The sequence below is a fragment of the Azospirillum sp. genome (assembly GCF_050789165.1).
Map to the genome: position 1 here is coordinate 45739 of NZ_JBOZRT010000089.1, position 25410 is coordinate 71148.

Annotated in this window: 27 protein-coding genes, 5 tRNA genes and 1 pseudogene; 17 read left to right on the plus strand and 16 right to left on the minus strand. The window is 69.2% G+C overall.

Annotated features, from left to right (window positions below; translation table 11 throughout):
* Nucleotides 1-57 precede the first annotated feature (57 nt).
* Nucleotides 58-411, plus strand: a complete 354-nt coding sequence (locus ACRWK7_RS19490; RefSeq protein WP_431857953.1) for a hypothetical protein — start codon at nucleotides 58-60, stop codon at nucleotides 409-411.
* Here ACRWK7_RS19490 and ACRWK7_RS19495 read toward each other — a convergent pair.
* Nucleotides 408-767, minus strand: coding sequence for a response regulator (locus ACRWK7_RS19495; protein ID WP_431857954.1), 360 nt, complete (start codon nucleotides 765-767; stop codon nucleotides 408-410). The genes ACRWK7_RS19490 and ACRWK7_RS19495 overlap by 4 nt on opposite strands.
* 128 nt (nucleotides 768-895) lie before the next feature.
* The gene (locus ACRWK7_RS19500; protein WP_431857955.1) at nucleotides 896-1270 is read right to left on the minus strand and encodes a hypothetical protein; all 375 of its coding nucleotides are present in this window, start codon (nucleotides 1268-1270) and stop codon (nucleotides 896-898) included.
* A 589-nt stretch (nucleotides 1271-1859) separates the two neighbouring features.
* Here ACRWK7_RS19500 and ACRWK7_RS19505 point away from each other — a divergent pair.
* From ACRWK7_RS19505 to ACRWK7_RS19535, 7 genes and pseudogenes are all read left to right on the plus strand, one after another.
* Nucleotides 1860-2561: a CBS domain-containing protein gene (locus ACRWK7_RS19505; RefSeq protein WP_431857956.1), complete on the plus strand. Its 702-nt coding sequence runs from the start codon at nucleotides 1860-1862 to the stop codon at nucleotides 2559-2561.
* Between the two features lie 246 nt (nucleotides 2562-2807).
* Nucleotides 2808-3086 (plus strand): annotated as a pseudogene (locus ACRWK7_RS19510) (transposase); the annotation flags it as partial.
* A gap of 181 nt (nucleotides 3087-3267) precedes the next feature.
* Nucleotides 3268-3352: transfer RNA gene (locus ACRWK7_RS19515), tRNA-Leu, on the plus strand.
* Between the two features lie 59 nt (nucleotides 3353-3411).
* Nucleotides 3412-3488, plus strand: a tRNA-Asp gene (locus tag ACRWK7_RS19520).
* A gap of 5 nt (nucleotides 3489-3493) precedes the next feature.
* A tRNA-Val gene (locus ACRWK7_RS19525) sits at nucleotides 3494-3568 on the plus strand.
* A 14-nt stretch (nucleotides 3569-3582) separates the two neighbouring features.
* Nucleotides 3583-3669 (plus strand) — tRNA-Leu (locus ACRWK7_RS19530).
* A gap of 467 nt (nucleotides 3670-4136) precedes the next feature.
* A complete protein-coding gene (locus tag ACRWK7_RS19535; protein ID WP_431857957.1) occupies nucleotides 4137-4469 on the plus strand; it encodes an NHLP leader peptide family RiPP precursor in 333 nt (110 codons plus the stop codon).
* A 455-nt stretch (nucleotides 4470-4924) separates the two neighbouring features.
* Here ACRWK7_RS19535 and ACRWK7_RS19540 read toward each other — a convergent pair.
* From ACRWK7_RS19540 to ACRWK7_RS19590, 11 genes are all read right to left on the minus strand, one after another.
* Nucleotides 4925-5001: transfer RNA gene (locus ACRWK7_RS19540), tRNA-Arg, on the minus strand.
* A 50-nt stretch (nucleotides 5002-5051) separates the two neighbouring features.
* Nucleotides 5052-6704 carry a VTT domain-containing protein gene (locus tag ACRWK7_RS19545; protein WP_431857958.1) on the minus strand — a complete coding sequence of 551 codons (1653 nt, stop codon included), beginning with the start codon at nucleotides 6702-6704 and terminating at the stop codon, nucleotides 5052-5054.
* A 202-nt stretch (nucleotides 6705-6906) separates the two neighbouring features.
* A complete protein-coding gene (locus ACRWK7_RS19550; RefSeq protein WP_431857959.1) occupies nucleotides 6907-10320 on the minus strand; it encodes a tetratricopeptide repeat protein in 3414 nt (1137 codons plus the stop codon).
* Nucleotides 10321-10324: 4 nt separating this feature from the next.
* On the minus strand, nucleotides 10325-11008 hold the full coding sequence (locus ACRWK7_RS19555; RefSeq protein WP_431857960.1) for a flagellar motor protein MotB: 684 nt from the start codon (nucleotides 11006-11008) through the stop codon (nucleotides 10325-10327).
* Nucleotides 11005-11670 carry a hypothetical protein gene (locus ACRWK7_RS19560; RefSeq protein WP_431857961.1) on the minus strand — a complete coding sequence of 222 codons (666 nt, stop codon included), beginning with the start codon at nucleotides 11668-11670 and terminating at the stop codon, nucleotides 11005-11007. Before ACRWK7_RS19560 ends, ACRWK7_RS19555 begins: the two co-directional genes overlap by 4 nt.
* Before the next feature lie 2 nt (nucleotides 11671-11672).
* A complete protein-coding gene (locus ACRWK7_RS19565) occupies nucleotides 11673-12335 on the minus strand; it encodes a protein phosphatase CheZ (RefSeq protein ID WP_431857962.1) in 663 nt (220 codons plus the stop codon).
* A gap of 108 nt (nucleotides 12336-12443) precedes the next feature.
* A complete protein-coding gene (locus ACRWK7_RS19570) occupies nucleotides 12444-13313 on the minus strand; it encodes a MotE family protein (protein ID WP_431857963.1) in 870 nt (289 codons plus the stop codon).
* Nucleotides 13314-13322: 9 nt separating this feature from the next.
* Nucleotides 13323-13856 carry a DUF6468 domain-containing protein gene (locus tag ACRWK7_RS19575; RefSeq protein WP_431857964.1) on the minus strand — a complete coding sequence of 178 codons (534 nt, stop codon included), beginning with the start codon at nucleotides 13854-13856 and terminating at the stop codon, nucleotides 13323-13325.
* Entirely contained in the window at nucleotides 13853-14926 is a 1074-nt protein-coding gene (gene fliM / locus ACRWK7_RS19580) for a flagellar motor switch protein FliM (RefSeq protein WP_431857965.1), read from the minus strand. Before fliM ends, ACRWK7_RS19575 begins: the two co-directional genes overlap by 4 nt.
* Nucleotides 14927-14963: 37 nt before the next feature.
* Nucleotides 14964-15479, minus strand: coding sequence for a flagellar basal body-associated FliL family protein (locus tag ACRWK7_RS19585; RefSeq protein WP_431857966.1), 516 nt, complete (start codon nucleotides 15477-15479; stop codon nucleotides 14964-14966).
* A gap of 444 nt (nucleotides 15480-15923) precedes the next feature.
* A complete protein-coding gene (locus tag ACRWK7_RS19590) occupies nucleotides 15924-16115 on the minus strand; it encodes a hypothetical protein (protein ID WP_431857967.1) in 192 nt (63 codons plus the stop codon).
* A gap of 419 nt (nucleotides 16116-16534) precedes the next feature.
* Between ACRWK7_RS19590 and flgF the strand changes: the two genes are divergently transcribed.
* Genes flgF through flgH form a run of 4 tightly spaced genes read left to right on the plus strand, consistent with a single transcriptional unit; the run spans nucleotide 16535 to nucleotide 19684 of the window.
* Complete coding sequence (gene flgF, locus ACRWK7_RS19595) at nucleotides 16535-17257, plus strand: flagellar basal-body rod protein FlgF (protein WP_431857968.1); 723 nt, start codon at nucleotides 16535-16537, stop codon at nucleotides 17255-17257.
* Between the two features lie 25 nt (nucleotides 17258-17282).
* The gene (gene flgG, locus ACRWK7_RS19600) at nucleotides 17283-18068 is read left to right on the plus strand and encodes a flagellar basal-body rod protein FlgG (protein WP_431857969.1); all 786 of its coding nucleotides are present in this window, start codon (nucleotides 17283-17285) and stop codon (nucleotides 18066-18068) included.
* A gap of 41 nt (nucleotides 18069-18109) precedes the next feature.
* On the plus strand, nucleotides 18110-18859 hold the full coding sequence (gene flgA, locus ACRWK7_RS19605) for a flagellar basal body P-ring formation chaperone FlgA (RefSeq protein ID WP_431857970.1): 750 nt from the start codon (nucleotides 18110-18112) through the stop codon (nucleotides 18857-18859).
* Between the two features lie 60 nt (nucleotides 18860-18919).
* A complete protein-coding gene (gene flgH / locus ACRWK7_RS19610) occupies nucleotides 18920-19684 on the plus strand; it encodes a flagellar basal body L-ring protein FlgH (protein ID WP_431857971.1) in 765 nt (254 codons plus the stop codon).
* Nucleotides 19685-19973: 289 nt separating this feature from the next.
* On the opposite strand, the gene ACRWK7_RS19615 is transcribed toward flgH, so the two are convergent.
* Entirely contained in the window at nucleotides 19974-20384 is a 411-nt protein-coding gene (locus tag ACRWK7_RS19615; protein WP_431857972.1) for a hypothetical protein, read from the minus strand.
* Nucleotides 20385-20661: 277 nt separating this feature from the next.
* Here ACRWK7_RS19615 and ACRWK7_RS19620 point away from each other — a divergent pair, with 277 nt between their 5' ends.
* Together ACRWK7_RS19620 and ACRWK7_RS19625 are read left to right on the plus strand one after the other, a co-directional pair.
* Nucleotides 20662-21225 (plus strand): hypothetical protein, encoded by a 564-nt coding sequence (locus ACRWK7_RS19620; RefSeq protein WP_431857973.1) that lies wholly within the window; start codon nucleotides 20662-20664, stop codon nucleotides 21223-21225.
* A 38-nt stretch (nucleotides 21226-21263) separates the two neighbouring features.
* Entirely contained in the window at nucleotides 21264-21932 is a 669-nt protein-coding gene (locus ACRWK7_RS19625; protein ID WP_431857974.1) for a class I SAM-dependent methyltransferase, read from the plus strand.
* A gap of 59 nt (nucleotides 21933-21991) precedes the next feature.
* Here the strand turns inward: ACRWK7_RS19625 and dksA are convergent, their stop codons facing one another.
* Nucleotides 21992-22411, minus strand: coding sequence for an RNA polymerase-binding protein DksA (gene dksA, locus ACRWK7_RS19630; protein ID WP_109121172.1), 420 nt, complete (start codon nucleotides 22409-22411; stop codon nucleotides 21992-21994).
* A gap of 155 nt (nucleotides 22412-22566) precedes the next feature.
* Nucleotides 22567-22986 (minus strand): flagellar assembly protein FliX, encoded by a 420-nt coding sequence (locus ACRWK7_RS19635; protein ID WP_431857975.1) that lies wholly within the window; start codon nucleotides 22984-22986, stop codon nucleotides 22567-22569.
* Nucleotides 22987-23197: 211 nt separating this feature from the next.
* On the opposite strand from ACRWK7_RS19635, the gene ACRWK7_RS19640 reads away from it, so the two are divergent.
* From ACRWK7_RS19640 to ACRWK7_RS19650, 3 genes are read left to right on the plus strand one after another with little or no spacing between them, the layout of a single operon-like run.
* A complete protein-coding gene (locus ACRWK7_RS19640) occupies nucleotides 23198-24337 on the plus strand; it encodes a flagellar basal body P-ring protein FlgI (RefSeq protein WP_431857976.1) in 1140 nt (379 codons plus the stop codon).
* Entirely contained in the window at nucleotides 24337-24708 is a 372-nt protein-coding gene (locus tag ACRWK7_RS19645) for a rod-binding protein (RefSeq protein ID WP_431857977.1), read from the plus strand. The genes ACRWK7_RS19640 and ACRWK7_RS19645 overlap by 1 nt, the downstream gene beginning before the upstream one ends.
* The gene (locus tag ACRWK7_RS19650) at nucleotides 24701-25219 is read left to right on the plus strand and encodes a flagellar basal-body protein (protein ID WP_431857978.1); all 519 of its coding nucleotides are present in this window, start codon (nucleotides 24701-24703) and stop codon (nucleotides 25217-25219) included. The genes ACRWK7_RS19645 and ACRWK7_RS19650 overlap by 8 nt, the downstream gene beginning before the upstream one ends.
* The last annotated feature ends 191 nt before the right edge of the window (nucleotides 25220-25410 follow it).

Consider the following 25410-nt stretch of genomic DNA (forward strand, 5'->3'; position numbering starts at 1 on the left):
TCGTCTTCGAAGCGTCCTGGACGCGCTACCTTCTACCCCACGAGGATGGAGGGGGTCATGCGTGTGTTGAGCCGGACCGCGGGCGGCGTGCTTTTCCTGTCGCTGTTCGGGGTGGCGGCACCGGCATCGGCGAGCGACGGCGCCGCGCCCGCGAACACCTGCCCGTACGACATGGCGGTGACGGTGGCGCTCGGCCGGCAGTCGCTGACCATCCCGCAAAGCGCGCTGCTGGAGGGCGGCGACGTCATCGACGGTTACGAGCTGCGCCCGGACCACAGCCGACTCGTGCTGGAGATCGTCGGCCGGCGCGGCGAGGTATGGCACGCCCCGATGACCAAGCTGGTGCGCGGCAAGCGCTGCCAGGGCATCTTCCTCGGCCGCCCGGTGCAGGAGGCGGCGCGCAGCGATTAGGACCCGAGCACCGCTTCGACGGCGCGGACAATCTGATCCCCCCAGAACGGCTTGTGGATGATGACCAGACGCCCCGCGGAGGTGTCGGGGAAGACGTCGCTGTAGCCGGTCATGACGACGATGGGCAGCCTGGGGCGCCGTTCGCGCATGCGGCTGATCAGCCCGATGCCGTCGAGCCGCGGCATGCGCAGGTCGGTCACCAGGACGTCGGCGGGATCGCGCTCGTCCAGATCCAGCGCCTCGAGCCCGTCGCGCGCCAGGGTGACGCGGTAGCCGCCCTCCTCCAGCATGCCACCGACCGTGACCGCGACCAGCGGTTCGTCTTCGGCGATGATCACGTGCGGGAAGGAAAGCATCGGAACCGGTCTGCAAGCGCATGACGAACGCGCGGTTGTACCCTACGTGGCCCCGGCGCCGTTAGTCGCCATGCGGCAGAGCGACACATCGTGGAAGGCATGCCGAAAGACAGACCGCACGCCAAGTCCTAATCCGCCGCACCGCTGTCCTGGCCGCCGGGCCGGTGCAGCCGCCGCGCGTGATTCTGCCGGGCGGCGGCGGCCTGTTCGTTGAGTCGGGCCGTCTGCGCCGTGGCGGCGCGCGACAGGCGGATGCCGTCCCAGGCCTGGGCGTAGGCGGCCTCGGCCCGAGCCAAACTCTCCTCCACCTGCATGCGCAGTTCCTCCGCCCGGTCGACGATGATGCGGGCACGCCGCGCCCGCTCCACAGCCTCCGGATTTCCGGGCAGCGTGTCCCGACCGGCCTCCGCCGCGATGTGGCGGGCGAGATCCTCCGCGCGCTTGGCGGATTCCAGTAGGCGGCGCTGCGAATCGATGGAGGCGGGCATGTCGAGGTCACGCATCGCGTTTTGCTAAAACCTGGAAACGATACGTGCGCTCCGGCGACGGGGAAGGCAACTTGGTCCTTCGGCAATTTTCGGCATAGGCCTCGACCAATTCGTTACCCCGCCCGGCGACACCCTCCCCTCCCGGCGCAAAAAGAAAAAAGGCCGCCGGTTCGCACCCGCGGCCCTGAGTCTAGGGAGGAAACGCCCTGTGAAGGGCATGCCGCCGAAGCGACAACTGATATACTAATGCCGCGCCGCACAAAAGCCAAGCCCCCGCCGGGCACTTTTCGACTCTCGTGGCTGCGACGCAGCAGCGCACCGCGCCACCCCGGTCACGCCGCATACAACGAAGTTCATATTGAAGTGTCTAAACAGTTCTGTATGCTTGCAGCTGAGGATATGCACTATTTGCATCTAGGATGCCATGTTACCTCGGGCCGCCGGGCGCACGCTCCGGCGGCCTTTTTTCTTCCGGCGCCCGCATCACGCCGGTCCTTTTCCACGATGTGGAAATCCCGGCGGCGAATTGCGCCAAATCAATCACCGGCACCCGCGGCCGCCCCAATGTTTGCTCCACCAACCAACATCCAGGGGGAGTGAAACGATGAAGGCCATGGACCTGATGACACCACAGGTCATCACCGTCGGCCCGGACACGACCGTCGCCGACGCGGCCAGAACGATGCTGGAGAACCGCATCAGCGGCATGCCCGTGGTGAACGCGGCGGGCCAGGTCGTCGGCATCATCAGCGAAGGCGACCTGCTGCGGCGCGTCGAGCTGGGAACCGAGCGGCAGCGCTCCTGGTGGCTCGGCATCGTGTCCGGCGGCACCGTGCCGGCGGAGGACTTCATCAAGTCGCACGCCCGGAAGGTCGCGGATGTGATGACCGCCCACGTCGTCAGCGTGGACGAGGGCGCGACGCCCGGGGAGGTGGTGCGCCTGATGGAGACTCGCCGGATCAAGCGAGTCCCCGTGGTCCGCGACGGGACGCTGGTCGGCATCATCAGCCGCGCGAACCTGCTGCGCGCGCTCGCCAGCGTCGCGCCGGAGGCGGCGCCGGCCAGCGCGGACGACCGCGCGTTGAGGGACCGCGTAGCGGCCTCCGTCAAGGACCTCGCCTGGGATCCCCGCGCCCACGACGCCATCGTGGTCCGCAACGGCGTCGTCCACCTCTGGGGCTTCGTGAGCACCGAGTCCCAGCGGGACGCCGTGCGCGTCGCCGCCGAAGGCATCCCCGGCGTCAAGGGTGTGGAGAACAACATCCAGGTCGTCGATCCCGTCGAGAGCGGCGCCTGGGGCCTCTGAGCACGACCACCACGCCCGACAAAAAAACGGCCGCCCCCTGGGCGGCCGTAGTCGTGACAGGAAGAAACATAGCAGTGCTGGTCGATGCTCATGCACCAGCACCGCCGTCGACGCAATCGACGGCGCCTGGTGTTTTCACGACACGGAAATTGGGAGAGTCGCTTGGGGCGATGGCGGACTGACCTGCCCTCCTGAACCCGCTCCAGCCCCGATCTGAGGGCTGGGCAAATCAGGAGGAGGAAAGGAATGGCCCGTCGGAAACGGCATACGCCTGAACAGATCATTGGCATGTTGCCCGCCATCGAGGTGGCGGTGGCGCAGAGGCGTACCGTCGCCGACACCTGCCGCGAGCACGCCATTTCGGAGCAAACCGACTGTCGCTGGCGCACCGAGTTCGGCGGGTTGAAGCTGGATCAGGCCAAGCGCGTCAAGGAACTGGAACGCGAGAACCAGCGCCTGCGCAAGGCGCTGGCCGACCTCACGCTGGACAAGCTGATCCTGCAGGAGGCGGCGCGGGGAAGACTGGGCAGGAGCCGCAGGGCGGTGTTTGGCTAACATAATCTAAGGTGTCCCACGTGGGGGCAGGTCAAGGCCGGACGACGAACCGGCGGTACTGGACAAGCTCGCGGCGATGAAAGCGAAGCGGAACGGAAGCTGACGCCGTAACCTTGCTCGCGTGGTAACGCTCGCCTACCTATCGCGCCGCGCGGGCGTGGCGGAACCGGTAGACGCAAGGGACTTAAAATCCCTCGACCCTGGCCATGCGGGTTCGAGTTCCGCCGCCCGCACCAGTCTCAGTTATCCGTGCTTGCGTCCACGGCCAAGCTTCCGTATAAGGCCACTCCCTTGCGCGGGTGTAGCTCAGTTGGTTAGAGCGCCGGCCTGTCACGCCGGAGGCCGCGGGTTCAAGTCCCGTCACTCGCGCCAGTTCTGGTCCTGTAGCTCAGCGGGAGAGCACCACGTTGACATCGTGGGGGTCGCTGGTTCAATCCCAGCCGGGACCACCATCTGACAATGACATGCGGTCGTGGCGGAATTGGTAGACGCGCAGCGTTGAGGTCGCTGTGGCAGAAATGCTGTGGAAGTTCGAGTCTTCTCGACCGCACCATACACGGGTGCAGCTCAATGGGAGAGCGCCTCGTTTGCGCCGAGGATGCCGGGGGCAAGCCCCTCACCCGGCACCAGAGCCCCTGCAGTTCAACGGTGAGAGCGGGCCGCTCATAACGGACTGGTCGCAGGTTCAAGTCCTATCGGATCCACCATAGCGCCTGAGCACGCGTGATAGCGGCCCTACCCGGCGGAGCAAACGCGGCTGCGGCCGGCGTCCAAGGCCGTCGGGAATGTGCAGAACAACTCGGCTGAGTTGATCCGCACCCAACCCAGTGTGAAGCGCAAGGTTCGCTTCCGTAGCCTGGACTCCCGCACCGCGGCGCTATCGTCCGGCGAACTTGAGACGGCTGGGCAAGTATATGAGACGCGCTGACGGGCGACTCGGCCGAAGGGTTGCTACTGTTCCCCATGGCGCGCGCCGAACCACGGCCGCAGCGGCAAACAGCAGCAAGGATATGCTCCCCCATGACGGAAACAGCGCCGCATCCCCTCGCCGCCATTTTTGAAAAGGCGCAAACGGACCCGTCGTTCCGGGAACGGCTCCTTGCTGATCCCAACGCCACGCTCGCCACAGAAGGCGTCCCCGTACCGCCCGGCTTCACCGTGGTCGTGGTTGAAGACACCCCAACGCGGATGCACTTGGTTCTCCCGCCGCTCCCCCCCACCGGCGAGGTGTCAGAACAGGACCTCGATGCGGTGGCCGGCGGAAACTGGGACCGGACCCTGGCTGTGCTCGATTTCAGAACCTTATACGGCATCCCCGCCTTTGGCAGCGGACTCTGGCATTCCCCGAAGTGATCGACGGGATTGGGCGCACCTGAACGTCGTGCCCCGTCCAGGAAGTCCTGACACGTCATCTGCCGGCAGATCCGCAGGAAGTGCAGCGATGGTCGGGGCGCATTGCTGACCCGGGAAGCACTATCCCGCCGGGCCGACCAGGGTCGTCACCCGACTCGATAGACTCTCTGTCGATGATGTCGGCTGGTCGACACGGATGCAGGATGTGCGGGCCGACGCAAAACCCGCAGGCCGCCCGCAGATCGCCAGGACGAGCGCGGCGCCCCTGTCCCGCCTCGCCTCACGCAGAATGGCCGCTCTCACCCGAGGGGCAAAGCGGCGCTGCAACAGCCTATGGCGACACGGGTTCGCACCAGGTCGTGGCAAGCCGCGTTCGAGTGTGGAGCGGAATGTGGGGCGCTATCGACAGCGTCTCTAAATACGCTTCTTTTTCTCAATCGCTTAGCTTGAGAAGATGGCGGACCCGGCGGGATTCGAACCCACGACCTCTGCCTTCGGAGGGCAGCGCTCTATCCAGCTGAGCTACGGGTCCAGCGACAGCGGACGCGCACCATAGCGCAACACCTACGCCAGAGCAAACACCTAGTTTGATGCCGGATACACCGACAGCAGCCGCTGCTGACGCTGCTGGAATCCGGCCAGCTCGCGCAGACTGAGCGGCCGGAAGCCGCGGGCGCGGTTGAGGGCGCCGATCTCGAACATCAGCGCCTGCTGGCGGAACAGATCCGCGTAGACGTCGGCCATCCGGAAATCCGGGTCCCAGACGTGGATGGCCTCGGCTCCGGCACCGTTGACCTCAATGATCTGGATGTCCTCGCCCTCCATCAGCCGCTCGACCGACGCGAATCGGACGTCGAAACGCCCGAAGTGGAAGTTCGGCATGGCATCGGCGATCTCGTCGAAGCGGCGGGTCAGCGCCGCCGTCGCGTAGGCGCGTGCGTCCTTGTACAGGCCGCCGACGCGGCTGGAGCCGACAAGGTGCAGGCGCACGATCGCCCCGGCCTCCGGCACCTCGTGCAACCGGTCCCGCAGGGTGGCGCGGTGCAGTTCGGCCTTCCATCCGGCGCGCGGGTCGCGCTCGATCAGTTCGGCCAGAGTCGACCGGCCATCACCCACCACGTGCGGGAAATAGCGGAAGGTCATGGAAAAGATGAAGCCATGCGCCTCGCCCGGTCGGCGCACATAGAACACCCCGACCTCCCCGGCGTACGGCACGTACGCCTGCAGAATCATGGTGCAACCGGCCGGGAACGTGGCGAGGTCGGTGAGCAGCGCGTCCGCGTCGGCCACCAGCCGCACGCCCAAGCCGCGCCAGCCGATGTCCGGCTTCAGCACCAGCGGGAACGCCAGCCCGGCCCCGGCCACCAGCTCGCGCAGCGACTCGGACGTCCAGCGCCCGTCGTTGGCCAGCGGCACCGAGGTGGCGACCCAGCGCCGCGCCGGGCCGCGCACCATGTCCAGGCAGGCGATCTTCGATTCACCGAGCAGGCCGCCGGCCTCGATGGTCGGGTTGGCGACGGTCGGCAGCGTCAGGCTGCGGTGCTTGATGCCCAGCGCGATCCACTGCACCGCCAGCGGGATGTAGAACAGCGGCGGCCAGATGCGCTCGGCCAGCCCGACGGCGCCCGACCCGGCGGGCACCAGCGGCATGCCCGGCAGCCGCACCGCCGGAGTCTCCGCCCCACCCGGCCGGCGCAGCCGGGCCAGCGCGCCGCTGCGCGCCAGCACCAGGGCCCCCACCAGCAGCAGACCGGCCGCCTGGATCTCCACCGCCGACGCCTCCAGCGAGGAGGTCAGCAGCAGCAGCAGGCCGCCGGCGTGCAGCGTTGCCGAGCCGACGGTGATCAGCGCGAACCGCGCGAAGCTGACGCGCATCGCCCCGCAGGCGACGTAGGTCGGCATCAGGATGCCCGGCACCAGGCGGCAGGCCAGCAACGCCGTCAGCAGGTTCCGCTCCAGCGCGGCGCGGCAGCGCTGAAGCGCCGGCCCCTCCATGCGCCTTTGCAGCCAGCCGCTGCGCCGCGACAGCGTGCCCAGCGCGTAGAACATCACGTCGCCCGCCACGATCCCGCCGAGCAGGGCCAGCGCCGCAACGCTCAGATCCACCGTTCCGGACGTGATCAGGCCGGCGCCCGCGGCGATGGCCACGTCCTCGTGCAGCAGGGTCAGCAGGGCAATGCCCAAAAGCAGCGCGGCCGGCGAGGTCTCGGCCAGGAACGGCAGGAAAGTCGGCACGTTGCCCCAATCTGCAAGCGGAATTGTTTCAGGATTCCCCGAAATAGGTATATGCCGCCCGAGGTCTTAAAAAATAAAGAAGAATCGTCGGCGCTGCATCCGTTCCCACTGTCCGGAAACCCGAGTTCCACAGGTGCGGGGCAGCAACGGGTGTGTGCAGCGCAACATTAGATCCGCAGCGCAGAGTAAAAATTGCGCCGGCTCAGCTGTTCGGCTTGCCGTTGGCCATGCGGCCCTTGTAGCCCTTGAGGAACTTCTGGAAGACATCGACCTCCGCGACGCGCGAGCGGATGGTGTTGACGTCGATCAGACCGGTCGCCTGCTCCGGCCGGGTCAGCACGCGGAAGGCGTCGGCGTCCGCGCCCTTCTCCATGCCGCCGCCGAACTCCTTGCGCAGCTGCGCCAGCCCGGTGCCGTCGCCGGCCAGCGCCAGCGCCACCGCGCGATTGAGCACCAGCTGCGAGCGCTCCGGCTCCAGCGTCTGGCCAGGCGCGGGCGGCTGGCCGATCACCTTGCCGAGCGCCACCGCGGCGTGCCCCCACTTCTGCGCCCGCCACGCCATATCGACGCGCAGCAGGTTCGATTCGCGGGTGTCGTCCTGCGCCAGCAGCGCCAGCGCCTCCTCGCCGCGGCCGAGCTGGTCGAGCGCCTTGGCCTGCATCAGCCGCCGCTCGGCCGCCAGATCGGCCGGCATGTCCGGCACGTTGCTGATCTCCAGCGCCTTCAGCGCCTCGGCCGGCTTGTTGTCGAGCAGGCGCACCGTGGCCAGCCGGGTGCCGACGTACGCCTTGTCGGCGCCGGACAGACGGTACTCGGTCTGGTACTGCAGCAGGTCGGCGGCGCGCTCCAGCATGTCGATCTGGATCAGCCGCTCCGCCAGCTGGCGGATGATCTCGTCGCCCGCCGGGCCGACCGGGGTCAGCTCGCGGAACTGGTCGTAGAGCTTGAGGGCCTCCAGCGTCGGCATGCGCGACGCGCCGTCCTTGTAGAGGTCGGCGAAGATGCGGGCCATGTCCTTGGTGATCTGCTCCGCGCGCGGGCCGTCGCCGATCAGCGCCGCGGTCTCCTTCATGGTGTTGAAGCCCTCGGCGAAGTTGCCGGCGGCCACCTGCACCTCGCCCAGGCGTTGGCGGATCGCCATCTCCATGTCGTCGCCGCGCCAGATGAAGGTCAGGCCGGCCAGCCGTTCCGCGGCGGCGGCGGGCGAGGTCTTGCCCTGCTCCAGCTCCAGGTTCACCAGCGCCAGGCCGGCCTTGGCGCGGTGGTAGCGGTCGAGGCTGTCGTACGACTTCTCCAGCGCGTCGTGGGCGCGGTCCAGGTCGCCCTGCTGGCGGGCCAGCTCGCCGCGCAGGTACTGGATGTCGGGCCGCTCGTCGGCCTCCGGGCCGATGCGCGCCTCCATGCGATCGAGCAGGCGCTTGGCCTCACCGGTGTCGCCGCTCTGCAGCGCCGCCTCGGTCGCCAAGGTGGCGAGCTTGCTGAGCAGAGGCTCCGGGTAGCGGGTGAGGATGGCCGCGCCCGCCTTGAAGCCGCGCGCGGCCGGCTGCCACTGGTTGCGCCCCGCGGCGACGGCGGCGCGCCACAGCCCGGCCTCGGCGTTGTCGGCCAGCGCCGGGTGCGCCAGGTCCTCGGCCGCGCCGTCGAGGTCGCCGTACAGCATGCGCGCCGCGCCGCGCAGCGCCCGGAACTCCGGCCAGCCCTCCAGGTCGGGCTGCGTGGCCTGGAGGACGTCCATCATGCCCTGCGCCTCCGCCCCCATGCCGTTGGCGAAGTAGAAGCGCGCAAGGTCGAGCTGGGCGCGCGGCCGCTCGCTCTCCGGCGCCTCGACGATGGCCTGCTGGAGCGCCTGACGGTTGTCCGTGTACTTCTCCGGCCCGCCGCGCTGCCACCCTTCGGGATCGAACAGGCGCTTGTTGCTGAGGATCGGTGCGGCCTTCCCCGGCGGCGGGGCCAGCGACGGCGAGGCGCCGCCCTGCGCCGGCGCGGCGGGCGGCGCCGGCATGGGGCTCGGCGGGGTCTGGGCGACGGTGGCGCGGCTGCCGAGGTCGGCGGCGGGCGACAGGAACAGGCCGCCGGCCGAGGTCAGCTCGACGCCCTCCTTCACCGGGCGGACGGTCAGCGCGTCGTTGATCGGCCGCACCGCGATGCCCTGGAAGGAGGGCAGCACCTCCAGGTCCGGGTAGCGGCGCGTCTCGTTGATCGCCTGCCCCGGGCGCGGCAGCGGCACCACGTGCAGGCGGTCGCCGACCTCCGGGTCGGTCAGTTGGACGACGTTGGCGGCGTCCAGCGCGCGCACCACGATGCGGGCGCCCAGCAGGAAGTCAGGCTCGGAATCGACCCGCAGCTCCTCGGCCAGCGGGGCGGTCAGCCGGGTCATCGGCACGATGCGCCAGACCGTGCCCTGCCGCTCCACCTGCGGCCAGATGAACGGGCCGATGCGGGTGCGGAAAGCGCTGCCGCCGGTCGCCGGCACCGGCTCCACCGTGCCCACCTGTTCGGCCCCCGGCCCGGTGACGGTGCCGGCGCCGATGGGAAGCGGCTTGTCGAACACGACGTAGAGATAGCCGGCGCGCGGATAGACCGCGGCGGCGGCGGGACCGCCGGCGTCGAAGACCAGGATGGGCCCCTTCTCGCGCTCCACCGGCTTGGCCGGCGCGGCGGTGACCGGCTGCATCGGCGGCTGCGCCGCGGGGGCGGCCTGGGCCGGAGCCGGAGACTGGGCCGGCGGCGGAGAAGCGGGCTGCGCGGGCGCCGGCGGCTGCGGGGCGGCCGCGGTCTGCGCCGGTTCCGTCTTGCGGGTGCCGGGGTTGAGGATGTCGACGATCACCGAGTTGCCGGTGCGGTACTCGCGCAGGTCGGCGTCGGGCGGGGCTGCGAAGGTCACCGCGAGGCCGCCGTTCGGCGCCTTGAACTGCTCCAGGTTGCCGATGTTGCGCAGCTTGGCCTTGGCGACCGGCGACAGGTCGGCCTGCGCCGCCTTGTCGAACAGCATGGTCACGGAGGAGCCGTCGCGCTGCACCGTGTACTCCACCGGCGCCGTCCAGTCGAACACCATCCGGCTGTGCGTCGGCTGATCGGCGGCGCGCAGCTTGACGGCGGCCGGGGCCGCCACCGGCGTCAGCGACGCCGCCGGCTTCGCGGGCTCAAGCGCCGCCGCTTCGGCCTTGGCAGGGTCGGCTTTCGCCGGCTCCGGCTTGGGCGGCTCCGCCTTGGCCGCCGCTGCAGCCGCCGCCGCGGCGCTCGCCGGGGTGAGGTCGAGCGCCACGCCGTTGCCGTTGCCGCGGAAGGCGCGCACCGTCACCGGGCGCTTCAGGTCGAACTCCACGCTCTTGCCGTCGGCGCCGACGCGGCCGCCGGCGACGTAGGAGGACAGCGCCGCCACCGCCTTGTCCATCGCGGCCTCGATGGGCTGGTCGAAGCTGACCACCAGCCGCTCGCCCTCGACCCGGGCGGAGAACGTCACCTTCTGCGGCCAGTCGAAGACGAGGCGGGCGTAGTCCTTGTGCACGGCGCCGCGCACCGGCACGGAGGCGGCGTCCGCACCGGCCGCGGCCAACAGCAGGGACACGGCCAGAAGGCCGCCCGCCCGCCGATGCCCGTTCGCGCCGAAGCCCATCGCCCTACTCCTTCGTCTCGCGCACGACGATATCGACGCGCGGCCCCGCGATGTCGGTGCGCAGCAGCCGGCCCATCGCGGTGCGCGCCACCAGTTCGCGCCGGTAGCCATGCTCGCGCAACGCCATCGACACCGCCACCGCGCGACCCAGCGAGCGTTCCCACGCCTGCTCCGCCGGCACGTCCTCGCGCTCGGCGTGGCCGACCACCTCGATGCGGTTGCCGATGCGGCCAACCACCGCGCCCAGCAGATACAGCACCCGGCGCCCGCGCGGCGAGAACATCGGCGCGTTCTTTTCGAACAACACCTCGCCGGGCAGGCCGATCACCACCCGGTCGTCCTCGCGCACCACCTGCACGCCGGTCAGCTCCGCCGATTCGGCGACCTGTCCGTGCAGCAGGGCGCCCAGATAGTCCAGGTTGATCGCCGATTCCGTCTCGATCGTGGCGGCGTTGAAGGCGGCCGCGGGCACCGGCTGCGCGTCGGACGGCCGCGTCGCGGTGGAACGCGCCGACAGCCCCTGCGCCATCTTCGTCCAGCGCTGCACCTGCGGCTCGCTCATCGAGAACATCAGCACGAAGAAGGCCAGCAGCAGCGACATCAGGTCGGTGAAGCTGATCAGCCAGATCGTCTTGCGCGCGGCGGCCCCCTGGGCGTCCGGCGGCACCGGCTTGGGCACCCGGATCATCGCCGCCCTCCCCGCCCGGGGGCGTCGGTCAGGCGGATGGAGAACAGCAGGCGCGCCTCGCCCGGTTCGCCGCGCTCGATGCCCACCGTCACCGCCTCCGCCGGGGCGCCGTCGGCGACCAGCGTGCGGGCGAGCGCGCCGGCCCGCTCGAGGGGGCCGGGCGGCTGACCGACCGCGTTCGGCGACAGCGCCAGCAGCGCGTCCAGCTCGACGCGCTCGCCGGCGCGGGACGCGCGCAACGCCTCGGCGACGCGGTCGATCAGACCCTGGCGGTCGCGGCGCACCGTGGCGGTGCCCGGCTCGAACAGCTCGTCGGCGGCGAAGCGCACCTCCATCAGCTGGCCCGGCGACACCGTCGTCACCTTGGACACCGCGATGGCGGAGGCGAACAGGTCGCCCACCCCGTCCAGCCGCTGCACGGCGATCACCGTGCCGGCGCGCGACGCGAACGGGTCGTCGCCGTGGCGCAGCCGCGGGTCGATGTGGAAGCTCTTCTCCAGCGAGCCCAGCGCCGCCTTGACCCGCGACACCGCCTGCACCGACTGGGCGTTCAGCACGATGAAGAACACCAGCAGCAGCAGGAACAGCGACAGCAGCAGCACGATGCTGCCGTTGCCGCCGTGCTGCCCCTGGGGAACGAGCGGTTTGCCGGGCAGCCCCATGGTCAGTCGAAGCTCGCCAGCAGGCGGTCGATCTCGTCCTGGCTGATCGCCTGCCCCTCGCTCTGCGGGCCGTGCATCAGCGCCTTGTCGGGGTCCTCGTCCACCTCGGCGGCCGGCGGCACCGGATCGGAGGCGTGGAAGGCCTCCTCGCCCAGCGCGGCGACCAGCGCCTCCACCTTGGTCTCGATGTGCTTCAGCGCCTTGACCACCTTGGTGATGCGCTGGCCGGTGATGTCCTGGAAGTTGCACGCCTCGTAGATGCGGGTGACGGCGTCGTTCAGCTTGCCGCCGTTCTCCGCGTCCACCGCCCCGGCCACCGCGCCGATGGCGTCGCAGGCGTCGAAGATGGCGAAGGTCGCCTTCTCGGTGGCGCCGACCACGGCGTCCAGCTCGTCGGTGGCGGTGGGGATGTGCTCGTCGCGGATGTCGGCCGGGCGGATCGCCGCCACCTCGCTCTTCACGTGGTGGATGTAGCGCGCCAGTTCCTCCAGCTCGCGGTAGAGGCGCAGGTCGTGGGCGGAGACGTCGCCGCCCATGCTGTCCAGCACCTCGCGGACGATGCCGGCCACCATGTCGCGCGACAGCGGCGTACGCGCCTCGGCCGCCGCGGCGTCGAGGCGCTGTCTGAGGAGCTTCTGCTCCGCCATCGGGGAGGCTGTCGTCATGGCAGGACCCGTCCGCGCCGTCGCGCAAAAGATAAGCGAATCGGGCCTTCCGAGCCCGTTTTAACCTAAAATGGTTCGGTTAAGACGGGGTTAACCGAGCCGGACGCGCTATTGCTGCGGCAACGACGGCATGACACGGCGCTCGACCAGGGCGGAGGTGACCTGCTTCGCCTTCAGCGGGTCCATGGACGCAAGGATCGGCGCCGTCTTCTGCTCCTTCATCCGCTGGATGACGTCGAGCAGCACCGGCATGTCCAGCTCCTCGAAGATGCGCGCCGCCTCCTTGGGCTTCATGGTCTCGTAGATCTTGACCAGGCTCTCGATCTGGGCGCTCTGCTTCTCGTCGCCGGTGCGCAGCATCTTCTGGATGTCGGCGCGCATCTTGTCGAGTTCCTGGATCTTCTGCTCGACACGCTTCTCGGTGGCGGCCAGCAGGGCTTCGCGCTGCTCGACGTCTTTCAGCCGGCGCTCCGCCTCGGCGCGGCGGGCGGCGTAGTGCTGGGCCAACTCGCCGTCGGCCGGGGCCATGGCGGCGTTGCTCGCCCCGCCCGGGGCCGGGGGAGCCGGTGCCGCAGCGGGAGCCGGAGCCGGCGGCTTGGCGCCGTGCTGGGGAGCGCCGTTGGCCGCCGGCGGCACCGGCTTGGGGTTTTCGGCCAGCGAGGTCGGGAACTCGGGCAGGCGGTAGTCGCGCGTCGCCAGGCGCCACAGTTCGCCGACGCGGATGCCCAGCAGCAGCACCGCGACGAAGATCATCAGCGGCAATACCCGGAAGCGCACCTCCTTCGCCCGCGCGGCCAGACGCGCGACCAGCGGCTCGCGCTTCGGCTTGGCCGGCTTGCGGGCGGGCGCCTTCCTCGCGGCGGGCTTGGCGGACGGCTTCGGCGCGGCTTTCGGCAACGCCGGTGCCGCGGGCTTCGCGGTGGATGCCGGAGCGGTGGCGGGGGGCCGGGGGGCCGCGGGAGCGGTGGTGTCGGTCATTGGACCCCCTTAGCGGCGGTTCTCGATGGCGCGCAGCAGCTCGCGCTCGGCCCGCGACAGGCCTTCCTCGCCCTCGCGCGGGCGGTCGTCGTCGGAGGGCGGCGCACGGCGGGCCACCGGCGGCGCGGGCGGCACGGCGCGGCCCTCGTCCAGCTCGTCGAGCAGCGGGCGCAGCCCCTGGGGCCTGCCGACGGCCGGCTTGACGGCCGCCGGGCGCGGCCGGTCGTCGGAGAAGCCGGACAGGCGGTCGGCCAGCGTGTTGCCCGCCTCCACCATGAACTGCAGCTCGTCGCGCAGCGTCGCGGCCTTTTCGATGGTCTTCTGCAGGCCCTCGCCGGTGTTGTGCGCGGTCGCCTTCATGCCGCGCACGCTGGTGTCCGCCTTGGCCATGGCGTCGTTCAGGCCCTGGATCAGCTCGGCCAGCTCGCTGCGGCTCTCGCGCAGGCGCACGATCTGCCGGTTCAGGATGATGGCGTAGGCGATGGTGGCGACCAGCAGCCCCATCATCACGAGGTCGAGCACCAGGGAGACGGTCGGGCTCATAGGCGCATGACCTCCTGCTTGGGCAGTTCCTTCTCGAGACGCACGGCGATGTGGCCGCCCTTGCGCCCCATGCGGCCCTGGAACATCGACACGTCGCCGCAGCGCAGCTCGATGGCGCCGTCCGGCGTGGCGTTCAGCAGGATGCGCGACCCGACGCGCCAGTTCAGCACGTCGTGCAGCGTCATGGTGATCTCGTCGAGCACGGCCGACAGATCGACGTCGGTGACCAGCAGCTCCGACGCCAGGTGGGTTTCCCAGATCGAATCACGGCCGAACTTCTCGCCCATGAACATCTGGAGCAGCAGCTCGCGCACCGGCTCCAGCGTGGCGTAGGGGATCATCAGCTCCAGCCGGCCGCCGCGATCCTCCATGTCGATGCGCAGCTTGACCAGCACCGCCGCGTTGGCGGGCCGCGCGATGGTGGCGAAGCGCGGGTTGGTCTCCAGCCGGTCGAAGCGGAAGGTGACGGGCGACAGCGGGTCGAACGCCGCCGACAGGTCGGACAGCACGACGTGCACCATGCGCTCGACCAGGTTGCGCTCGATGGTGGTGTACGGGCGGCCCTCGATGCGCATGGCCGCGGTGCCGCGCCGGCCGCCGAGCAGCACGTCGACGATCGAGTAGATCAGCGCCGAATCCACCACCATCAGGCCGTAGTTGTCCCACTCCTCCGCCTTGAAGACGGAGAGCATGGCCGGCAGCGGGATCGAGTTCAGGTAGTCGCCGAACCGCACCGACGAGATTTGGTCGAGGCTGACCTCGACGTTGTCGGAGGTGAAGTTGCGCAAGGACGTCGACATCATGCGGACGAGGCGGTCGAAGACCACCTCCAGCATGGGCAGGCGTTCGTAGTTGACGAGCGCGCTGTTGACCAGCGCCATGATGCCGGAGTTGTCGCCGTCGCCGCCGGCACCCTGGTCGAAGCCGAGCAGGCTGTCGATCTCGTCCTGGTTCAGGACGCGGGTCGAGCCGCCGCCGCCGTCGCCGCCCATGTCGCCGCTGTCCTCGGCGAGCGCGGCCCATTCGGCGGCGAGGCGTTCCTCTTCGCTCAGCTCGTCCGTGTTGCTCATCGTCCGCTCCCGACGCGCCCCTTCATCGAACCGGCACTCACTGAACCAGCATTTCGCGGAACAGCACGTCCTTCACCTTCACCGGGTACGCCGCGGCGGTGATGCGCAGCAGCAGCTCCTGGCGCAGGCGGTACATGCCGGCCGATCCCTTGAGGTCCTCCAGGCGCAGCTCGCGCAGGTAGACCTGGAAGTTGTCCACGATGCGCGGCAGCACGTGCTCGATGGCCGGGACGTCCTCGCGCTTGGACACCTGGATGGAGATCTTGATCTTCAGGAAGGCGGGCCGCTTGCCGGAGCTGTTGAGGTTCACCAGCATGTCCGGCAGATCGTAGAACACCGGCGGGCCTTCGACCTGCGGCGGCTTCTCCTCGACGTGCTCCTCCTGCTTCTTGCCGAGCAGCATGTCCAGCACGCCGGAGAAGTACACGCCGGCGCCGGCGCCGATCAGCAGCAGCAACGGCAGGATGACGAACAGCACAAGCTTCTTGCCGCTGAACTTCTTGCGCGGCAAGCCTTCCGTGGCGAGGTCGTCGTCGTCGGCGTGCGCCGTCATGAAAAATCCGTTGCGCGAGCGAGGGAGTCCGGTCGTCTCCGGACGGGATCACCGTATCTTTCGGATAGTTAATAAGTCCTTTCAGCGGGCACGGAAGCGGTGTGACCACAGAGGGTTGGCAAGGAGACCGGAATGGGACGGAAGGCGCGCGCTCAGCCCATCAGGGCCATGATGTCGCGGCCGGCGTACAGGAATCGGACCACGTGAAAGGGGGCCGGCGTGCAGACGATCCAGTGAGTCTGAACGAGACAGAAGCGAACCGGAAGCGATGTCAGATCCGGCCGCGCCGATCCGCTCTCCGGATAGCGGCGGAGCCGATCGACGGCCGACCGAATATCCCCCAGGAAGGCCTGCGCCGACAGGCGACCGCACTCCAGCAGCGCGATCCTCGATGGCGCTCCTGATCTCAAGGGGGGCAAGCTCGGATGCGAAGCGCATCTGACCTCAGCGCGGGCCCTGAGGATCGTTCGCTTCGGCGGAGAGTTCGTGCTCCAGCGCGTCGAACAGCGCATCCAGATCGGCAACCTGTCCCGAACGGACCTGCTCCAGTCCGAGCGCGATCTCGTCGTCGAGCGCCTTCTTGAGCGCATCGCGGCGTTCGGGGTCGATGCGACGAACATGCAACATGTCGTTCATGCCAGGGAGTCTAGGGGGGCCCTTCCGCCTTGGCAAGCCGCCACCGGCACGCTTCTTGATTAGCTCTCCCCCGACATAGCCCGGAGTCCGTTCGGACACGGGTCTCCGCCCTCCCCTGCCCGCATGGTCGCGCCGCAGGACGGCGGTGGCCCGTATCCCAGCGCCTCCGGCCCTGCCGGCGCGGCCCTCGGCGGCCACGCGGCCCGCACCGTCTCCACCACGTGGGGACGGAACGCCCCGGTGCGGCCCAACCTTGCCCGGCAGTTCCGTCCGGGCGCGGCAGCTTTTGCCGGGCAAACCCCGCCGCAGCGCCCGCCCACCTGCGGAATCCTCGACTTTCCCGGATTGGCACGCCGGCTGCATAGGGTTCAGCGCCGATGCGGTGGTCGCAGCGGCTGCGAGAACCGGAAGAGACGACGATGGAAAACCCGATCTACATCGCCCTGTCGCGCCAGAGCGCGCTGCGCCGGCAGATGGACATTGTGGCCAACAACGTCGCCAACATGAACACCACCGGCTTCAAGCAGCAGCGCGTGATGTTCACCGAGTTCCTGCAGCGCCCCGCCATGCACGAGCAGGTCAGCATGGTCCAGGACCGCGCCGTGGTGCGCGACCTGACCGCCGGCGGCACCATCAGCACCGGCAACCCGCTGGACCTGGCGCTGACCGGCCCCGGCTACTTCACCGTCGATACCGCGTCGGGCCGCCGCTACACCCGCAACGGCTCGTTCCGCATGGACGCCCAGCGCCAGCTGGTGGACGGCAGCGGCCTGCCGGTGCTCGCCGACAACGGCCAGCCGATCACCATCCCGCCGAACACCACCACCGTCGAGGTCAAGGGCGACGGCACCGTCACCACCGAGCTGGGCCCGGTCGCCCGCCTGAACGTCGTGACGTTCCGGCGCGAGCAGATGATGACCGAGGTCGGCGCCGGCCTCTACGTCAGCGACGAGGAGCCCCAGGCGGCCCCGGCGGAGACGAAAGTGGCACAGGGTATGCTTGAGCAATCCAACGTGAAGCCGGTTCTCGAGATGACCAACATGATCGACATCAACCGCCAGTATCAGCAGGCGCAGAAGATGATCGAGACCGAGAACGAGCGCATCCGCAACGTCATCCAGCGGCTCGGCCGCACCGTCTGAGCGAAGAAAACGGGAGTATACAGCCATGCGCAGCCTCGCCATCGGTGCCACCGGAATGCTGGCCCAGCAGCTCAACGTCGAGACCATCTCGAACAACATCGCCAACTCGACGACGACCGCGTTCAAGAAGCAGCGCGCCGAGTTCCAGGACCTGCTCTACCAGAACTTCCGCCGCATCGGCTCGACCTCGTCGGACGCCGGCACCACGGTGCCGACCGGCGTGCAGATCGGCGCCGGCGTGCGCGTCGCCTCGGTCGGCCGCATCCTCGAGCAGGGCAACCTGAACGTCACCGACAACAAGCTGGACGTGGCGGTCAACGGCACCGGCTACTTCCAGGTGGCGTTGCCGAGCGGCGACACCGCCTACACCCGCGCCGGCAACTTCAAGCTGTCGGCCGAGGGCACGATCGTCACCGCCGACGGCTACCAGGTGCAGCCGGCCATGACCATCCCGACCAACGCGGTGGACATCGCGATCAACCCGTCGGGCGAGGTGATGGTGAAGCTGGACGGCCAGGTGAATCCGCAGAACGTCGGGCAGATCCAGCTGGCCGCCTTCGCCAACGCCGGCGGCCTGGAGGCGGTGGGCGACAACCTGTTCATGCAGACCCCGGCCTCGGGCGAGGCGGTCGCCGGCAACCCCGGCTCCCCCGGCTTCGGCCGCCTGGTGCAGGGTGCGCTGGAGACCTCGAACGTCAACATCGTGCAGGAGATCACCACGCTGATCTCCGCCCAGCGCGCCTACGAGATGAATTCCAAGGTCATCAAGACCACCGACGAGATGATGCAGCAGGCCGGCCAGATGCGCTGACGCCGCGCGCCGCCTGTCCCGCGTTCCACGGAGTACCCGCCATGTTCCGCCGCACCGCCGCCCGCGCCCTCCTCCTCGGCAACCTCGGCCTGGCACTTCTTGCCGGCCCGGCGTTTTCTGCCGAGCCCCAGAGCCTCGTGTACGGCACCACCCACGCGGAAGCGGCGCTGGGCGAGGCGCTGGCGCGCCACATCACGGTCGGCCGCATGCGCCTGGAGATCGACAACCGCGCGGCCGAGCTGCGCGTGCCCGCCGGCCAGACGCCGACCGGCGCGGCGCGGGTCGAGAACCTCTACTACAACCCGGTGCAGGCCCGCTTCGCGGCCGAACTGGTGGTGCCCGGCACCACCGCGCGCCTGCCGGTCTCCGGCCGCGCGTACGGCACCGTGGACGTGCCGGTGCTCAGCCACCGCGTGTCGCCGGGCGACACCATCACCGCGGGCGACGTGGACTGGGTCGAGCTGCGCGCCGACCAGGCCGGCACCGACGTCGCCGCCACCGAGGCGCAGCTGATCGGCATGACGCCGAAGCGCGGCATCCCGGTGAACCAGCCGGTGCGCATCCGCGACCTGCAGTCGCCGCGCATCGTGGACAAGGGTGCGCTCGTCACCATCACGCTGGAGACCGGCAGCATGTCGCTCTCCACGCAGGGCAAGGCGCTGCAGGAAGGCGGCAAGGGCGACGTGATCCGCGTGGTCAACACCGCGTCCAACCGCATCGTCGAGGCGGTGGTCTCCGGCCCCGGCCGGGTGTCGGTCGGCCGCCCTGGCACGGCCGTTGCAGCTAAGTAGGGCAAGCCCCACCCGGCCGGCAAAAATCGCCCGGCTCACGACCGACGAAGGAACGCAGCCATGACCGCCCGCCCCGCCCTCCGCATCGCCGCCCGGCTCACGCTGGCCGCCGCCCTCGCCGCGTCGCTGGCCGCCTGCAACGCCGCGACCCGGCTGTCCGAGGTCGGCTCCGGCCCGCAGCTCAGCCAGATCAAGGATCCGTACACGCAGCCGGGCTACCAGCCGGTGAGCCTGCCGATGCCGACGCCGATGCCGACGGAGCGCAACCCCAACTCGCTGTGGCGCTCGGGCTCCAAGGCGTTCTTCAAGGACCAGCGCGCCAAGCAGGTCGGCGACATCCTGACGGTGCTGATCACCATCAACGATCAGGCGCAGATGGCCAACGAGACCAAGAAGTCGCGCGACAACAGCGAGAACATGGGCCTGCCCAGCCTGCTGGGCCTGGAGAGCCAGTTCAAGAACGCGCTGCCGAGCGCCGTCGATCCCTCCAAGCTGCTCGACGCCTCCAGCAAGAGCTCGAACGACGGCAAGGGCAACATCACCCGCAAGGAGCAGATCGAGCTGAAGGTCGCTGCGCTCGTCACCCAGACGCTGCCGAACGGCAACCTGGTCATCCAGGGCCGCCAGGAGGTGCGCGTGAACTACGAGCTGCGCGACCTGAACATCACCGGCGTGATCCGCCCCGAGGACATCACCGCGCAGAACACCATCAGCTACGAGAAGATCGCCGAGGCCCGCATCGCCTACGGCGGCCGCGGCCAGCTGAGCGACGTGCAGCAGCCGCGCTACGGCCAGCAGATCTTCGACATCATCTCGCCGTTCTGATCCGCGCGCCGGAGAACCCGGCGTCGCGAGGCGGGTGGGCAGAAAGGGCCGGCAGAAACTGCCGGCCTTTCCTTTTGGACACGGAGTTGCCGGATTGGTTGACGGATGCTCCCAACGAGCCGATATAGAAGGGGTTTCGGAGCTTGCTGAGGTGAGAACGGCTGTCTCACGCACCAAGCCGGCTGCGGCCGGTGGGGTGAAGTAACCTGTAAGGGCGAAGAGATCCGGGGGTTGCATCCCGGCTCAAGTTCCGAAACCAAGTTTCAAAGGCCCCGCCCACGCGGGGCCTTCAGCGTTTCTGCACGCGTTTCAGGAAGCCTCGTTGGAGGCGGTGCTGCACTTTGCCGTCCTTGACGGGGTAAAACGACCGCACCTCGTACTCTCCGCGCTCGTTCCTTGTCATCTCAACGGCGACCAGCAACGCCGATCCAAGCGCGGAAACGCGCCCGATCAGCTCGATCTTGCCGGGGTTACGGAAGTCATCCCCAACATACAGCGGCGCGGCGACCACCGAGGCCACGTGCGGCAGGCAACGTGCGTGATCGTCCGGGTGGCGCCGCCGAACATGCTTGCTGATGATCGCGGTCAGCACCGTCACGCCCGGTTCGAGGTCCAGATCAAGCGCCCAGTTGATCGCATCGGTCGGCAACGGACCGAGCAGCAGCGTCTCGGTATCCAGGGAAGGCTTCTTTGACTTCACAACGTGTGCCCCGGCAATCAACAGGCCGGGTTGAATTTACGACCTCGGCTCAACCCGCGATATGACCTTCCGCGTCCGTGGCAGCAATATCTTCAAACGGGTGAAACCCTTTTGATTAAATTGTTGAGGATTTTGCATAGGGCCTGCCGCCGACAAGGAGTTTGCCCTGGATTCGTCACTGCGACAACGCGAAACACCCGCATCCAGCGGCACGTGTTGCCTGCCCGCGCTCATTCCGCGATGATCCACGCGGATTTTAAACAAACGGAGAAGGCGGATGCATCACCCGGAAGCGCTGGAGCCCATCGTCGCCTTCCTGCGCGGCATCGGCCTGGGCGTCGCGTACGGCGAGGGGGCGCACGATGGCTTCCTGCCGGGCGTGAACATCCACGCCGGGGTGATCCACGTCGATCCCGGCACGCTGACCGGATCGGGCGACCTCCTGCACGAGGCCGGACACATCATCGTCGTGCCGCGCCGCTACTGGCCGCGCCTGGGCAGGGACCTGCAGGCGGACATCGAGGCCCTCGTCGCGGAGGAGCCCGCGAATCCGGAACTCGCCCGGGCGGCGCAGATGGGCGAGTTCATGTCCCAGGCCTGGTCCTACGCCGTCGTCCGGCATCTCGGGCTGCCGATGGATTGCGTCTTCTTCCCGGAGTCCTACAACCGCGACCAGTACGAGGGGACTCATCCGATGCTGGCGTGGCTGGAGCGGGGAACCCACTACGGCCCGATGGCCCTGGCGCAAGCGGGCATGACCGGGTTCTCCGGCGTGTACGGCCTTCTGCACGACAACGGATTGCCGACCTTTCCCGAGATGACGCGCTGGACGCTGGACTGATGCTGGGCTGAAATGGCCGGCCGGAGCGTTCGCCCGGAATGAGCGAGACTCCCATGCCCCTGCCCTGCCCCCTGTGCCACGCCGTCACCCTCACTCCGTTCGCCGAGGTGCGCGGCCGGCGTTATCTCCGTTGCGGCGCCTGCGCGCTCACCGTCCTCGACCCGGCGCAGCTGCCCACGCCGGAGGAGGAGCGGGCCGAATACGGCCTGCACCGCAACGATCCCGGCGATCCCCGCTACCGCCGCTTCCTGGCGCAGGTCACCGACCCGCTGCTGGAGCGCCTGGAACCGGAGGCGGAGGGGTTGGACTTCGGCTGCGGGCCGGGACCGGCCATCGCGGCGATGCTGGGAGAGCGCGGCTTCGCGGTGCGCAACTACGACCCGCTGTTCCATCCCGACGCCGACGCCCTGGCGCGCCGCTACGACTTCGTCACCTGCACCGAGGTGGCCGAGCACTTCCACCAGCCCGCCGCCGGATTCGCGCAGCTCGACGCGCTGTTGCGGCCGGGCGGGTGGCTGGCGCTGATGACTGGGGTTCTGTACGACGACGCGGCGTTCGCCGGCTGGCCCTACATCCGCGAGGTCAGCCACGTCACCTTCTACCGGCCCGAAACGCTGGCCTGGATCGCCGGCCGATTCGGCTGGGCGCTGGAGATGGCCGGGCGGAACGTGGCGCTGTTCCGCAAGGCGCCCGACTCGCGCGCATGAATAAAGGGCGGCCTGCCGGGATTCCCGGCCGGTCCGCCCTGATCCGGGGCCGGCGTCGTTCAGTCGTCGCGCTGGGTGCGCTCCATGCGCTCGTGCCGCTCCTGGGCTTCCAGGCTCAGCGTCGCGATGGGGCGCGCGTCGAGGCGGCGCACGGAGATCGGCTCGCCGGTCTCCTCGCAATAGCCGTAGGAGCCGTCCACGATGCGCTCCAGCGCCGCGTCGATCTTGGAGATCAGCTTGCGCTCGCGGTCGCGGGTGCGCAGTTCCAGGGCGCGGTCGGTCTCGGCGGACGCGCGGTCGGCGATGTCCGGCTCCTGGATCCCGCCTTCCTGAAGGCTGTGCAGCGTCTCGTTCGACTCCGCGAGGAGTTCCGCCCGCCACCGCAGCAGCTTCTGGCGGAAGTACTCCCGCATCGTCGGGTTCATGAACGGCTCGTCTTCAGACGGCGTGTAGCCCGGGGGCAGAAGCGGCGAGGACATCCGATGGCTTCCAACTCAAAAGGGTAATCTGAGCGGCGCGGAGTATAGGTAGACCGCCCCCGCCCCGCAACCCTGCGGATGAGCATCGCGAAAACAGGCAAGCCCTTGGAGTCCCGAAAAGGTTTCCCGTTCGGACCGAACGGCGCCCGCGCGTGTCACGAGGATTGCAACTTGGCCAGTTCCACCTGCGCCCGCAGGTCGATCTCGTCGAGGATCTCCGACAGCTTCGGGTCGTCCACCTGCTCTTTGCGCGACTGTACGACTCGTTGCAGATCCATCAGCTTCTGCGACGACAGGGTGCCGGCCAGCAGGCCGTGGCGGATCTCGTCCATGACGTCGAGCATGTCCTCCGCCCGCATCTTGCCGCGCGAGGCGCGCGCGGTGGCGTCGTCCACCTCCTGCAGCGCCAGCATGCTGGAGACGCCGAACACGCCAGACGCGCCGGTCACGCCTTGGGTCGCGGTGGTGTCGCCGACCAGTTGCTTGGCGAAGCTGGCGCCGCCCGAGGCATCGGCCTTGCCGGTGCGCCGGACCGTGCCGCTGCCGCGAAGATTTCCGGGACCTTCGACTTTCATGTTCTGCGCAACCACATAGCGGAAAAGGGCGTACTTCACTCCCGTTTACCTTTACACCCGGTCAAGGTTTGCCGCAATTGGGCAAAAAGTGCCGACTCGTTGGGGCAAAAACTGGACGCCGGCGACCGGGCGGCGCACGAGAACCTGACGTTACGGGCTTGGCACGCGCTTCGCATAGGCTCAGGCGAGCTTTTGCGAAGAGACCATCGCCATGACACAGACCGCCCTGACCGCCCTCCTCCGCATCGTCGCCCGCCTTGCGCTGGCCGCGGGCCTTGCGCTGGCGCTGACGGCCCCGGCCGCCGCGTCCTCCGCCCGGCTCAAGGACATCCTCGACGTCGAGGGCGTGCGCGACAACATGCTGATCGGCTACGGCCTGGTGGTCGGCCTGAACGGCACCGGCGACAGCCTCAACAACTCGCCCTTCACCGAGCAGAGCCTGATCGGCATGCTGGAGCGGATGGGCGTCAACACCCGCGGCACCAACCTGCGCACCAAGAACGTGGCGGCGGTGATGGTGACGGCGACGCTGCCGGCCTACGCCGCGCAGGGCACGCGCATCGACGTGACGGTCAGCGCCATGGGCGACGCCAAGAGCCTGCTGGGCGGCACGCTGCTGGTCACCCCACTGATGGGCGCGGACGGCGAGGTCTACGCGGTCGGTCAGGGGCCGATCGCGGTGTCCGGCTTCTCCGCCTCGGGCCAGGGGGCGAGCGTGACGCGCGGCGTGCCGACCTCCGGCCGCATCGCCTCGGGCGCCCTGGTCGAGCGCGAGATCCAGTTCGCATTGGCCGAGCTGCCGGTGCTGCGCCTGTCCCTGCGCAACCCCGACTTCACCACCGCCCAGCGCGTGGCGCTGGTCATCAACCAGCAGCTGCGCGGCAACATGGCCCAGGCCACCGATCCCTCGTCGGTGCTGCTGACGGTGCCGCCGGCGCGGCGCGGCGACGTGGTCGGCCTGCTCACCGAGATCGAGCAGCTGCGCGTCACCCCAGACCAGGTGGCCCGCGTGGTGGTGGACGAGAAGTCCGGCGTCATCGTGATGGGCGAGAACGTGCGCATCTCCACGGTCGCCATCGCCCAGGGCAACCTGACCATCCGCATCACCGAGACCCCGCAGGTCAGCCAGCCCGGCCCGTTCTCCAACGGCCAGACGGCGGTGGTGCCGCGCACCGACATCCAGGTGGACGACCAGTCGCAGAACCGCCTCGCCGTCATGAACTCCGGCGTCACCCTGCAGGAGTTGGTACAGAGTTTGAATGCGCTGGGTGTGGGCCCGCGCGACATGATCGCCATCCTCCAGTCGATCAAGGCCGCCGGAGCCCTGCAAGCCGAGATCGAGGTGATCTGATGGACGCCGCCCTGCAAACCCCCGCCCTGCCCGCCCCCCGCTTCAACCCGCTGGTCGAGCGCGCCGCCCACAAGGCCTACGGCGCCCCCGCGGGCGGCCAGGGGAGCGGCAAGGTGGACCCGGCGGTGGACTCCAAGCTGCGCAAGGCGGCCAACGAGTTCGAGACGCAGTTCCTCAGCCAGATGCTGGCGCCGATGTTCGAGACCGTGGAGACGGACCCGATGTTCGGCGGCGGCCATGGCGAGGACATGTTCCGCTCGCTGCTGGTCAACGAGTACGGCAAGCAGATGAGCTCCCGCGGCGGCATCGGCATCGCCGATTCCGTCTATCGCGAGCTTCTCAGGGCCCAGGAGGCCAACAGCCATGGATAAGGTCGACGTCCGCTTCCCAACCGAGCGCAAGCCGGTCAACCTGCCGCGGAACGCCGAGGAGCGCGCGGTCGCCCTGGTGGACCTCTGCGCCCGCCTCGCCCAGCAGATGGACCGCGAGACCGCCGCCGTCCGCGACCATCGGCCGGCCGAGGAGGTCATGGCGCTGGCCAACGGCAAGCACCCGCTGTGCATCGCCTACGAGGAGCTGTCGCGCCTGCTGCGCATCGACCGCGCCGGAATGGCGGCGCTCGCCCCGGATCTCAAGGAAAGGCTCGCCGCCGCGACGCAGACCCTGTCGGAGAGCGCGCGGGCCAACGTGCACGCGCTGAAGCTCGCCGGCGAGACGCAGCAGACGCTGGTCGACATGATGGTGCACGCGATGAACCAGCTGCGCCAGACCGCGCCCGGCGTGGCCTACGGCCCGCGGCAATCCAACGGCCCGCTGCTGCGCGGCTACGGGGCGCCGACGCGCGGCCCCCAGACCTCGGCGACGCTGAACGCCTGTCTCTAAGCATTTCAGCACCTCCATCCATCCAAACTTCAGGGGCTGCCGCACGGCGGCCCCTTTCTTTTTGGGGCCGGCAAGAAGCGCCGGCCCACCCGGCGGAAATTGCCGCCCCCCGGCGGGAACTGCCGGGCACGCCGCTCAAGCCCTTGAACTTCCACGATGAAGCATCTGGCCCGGGAGTTGCTACACCGCAG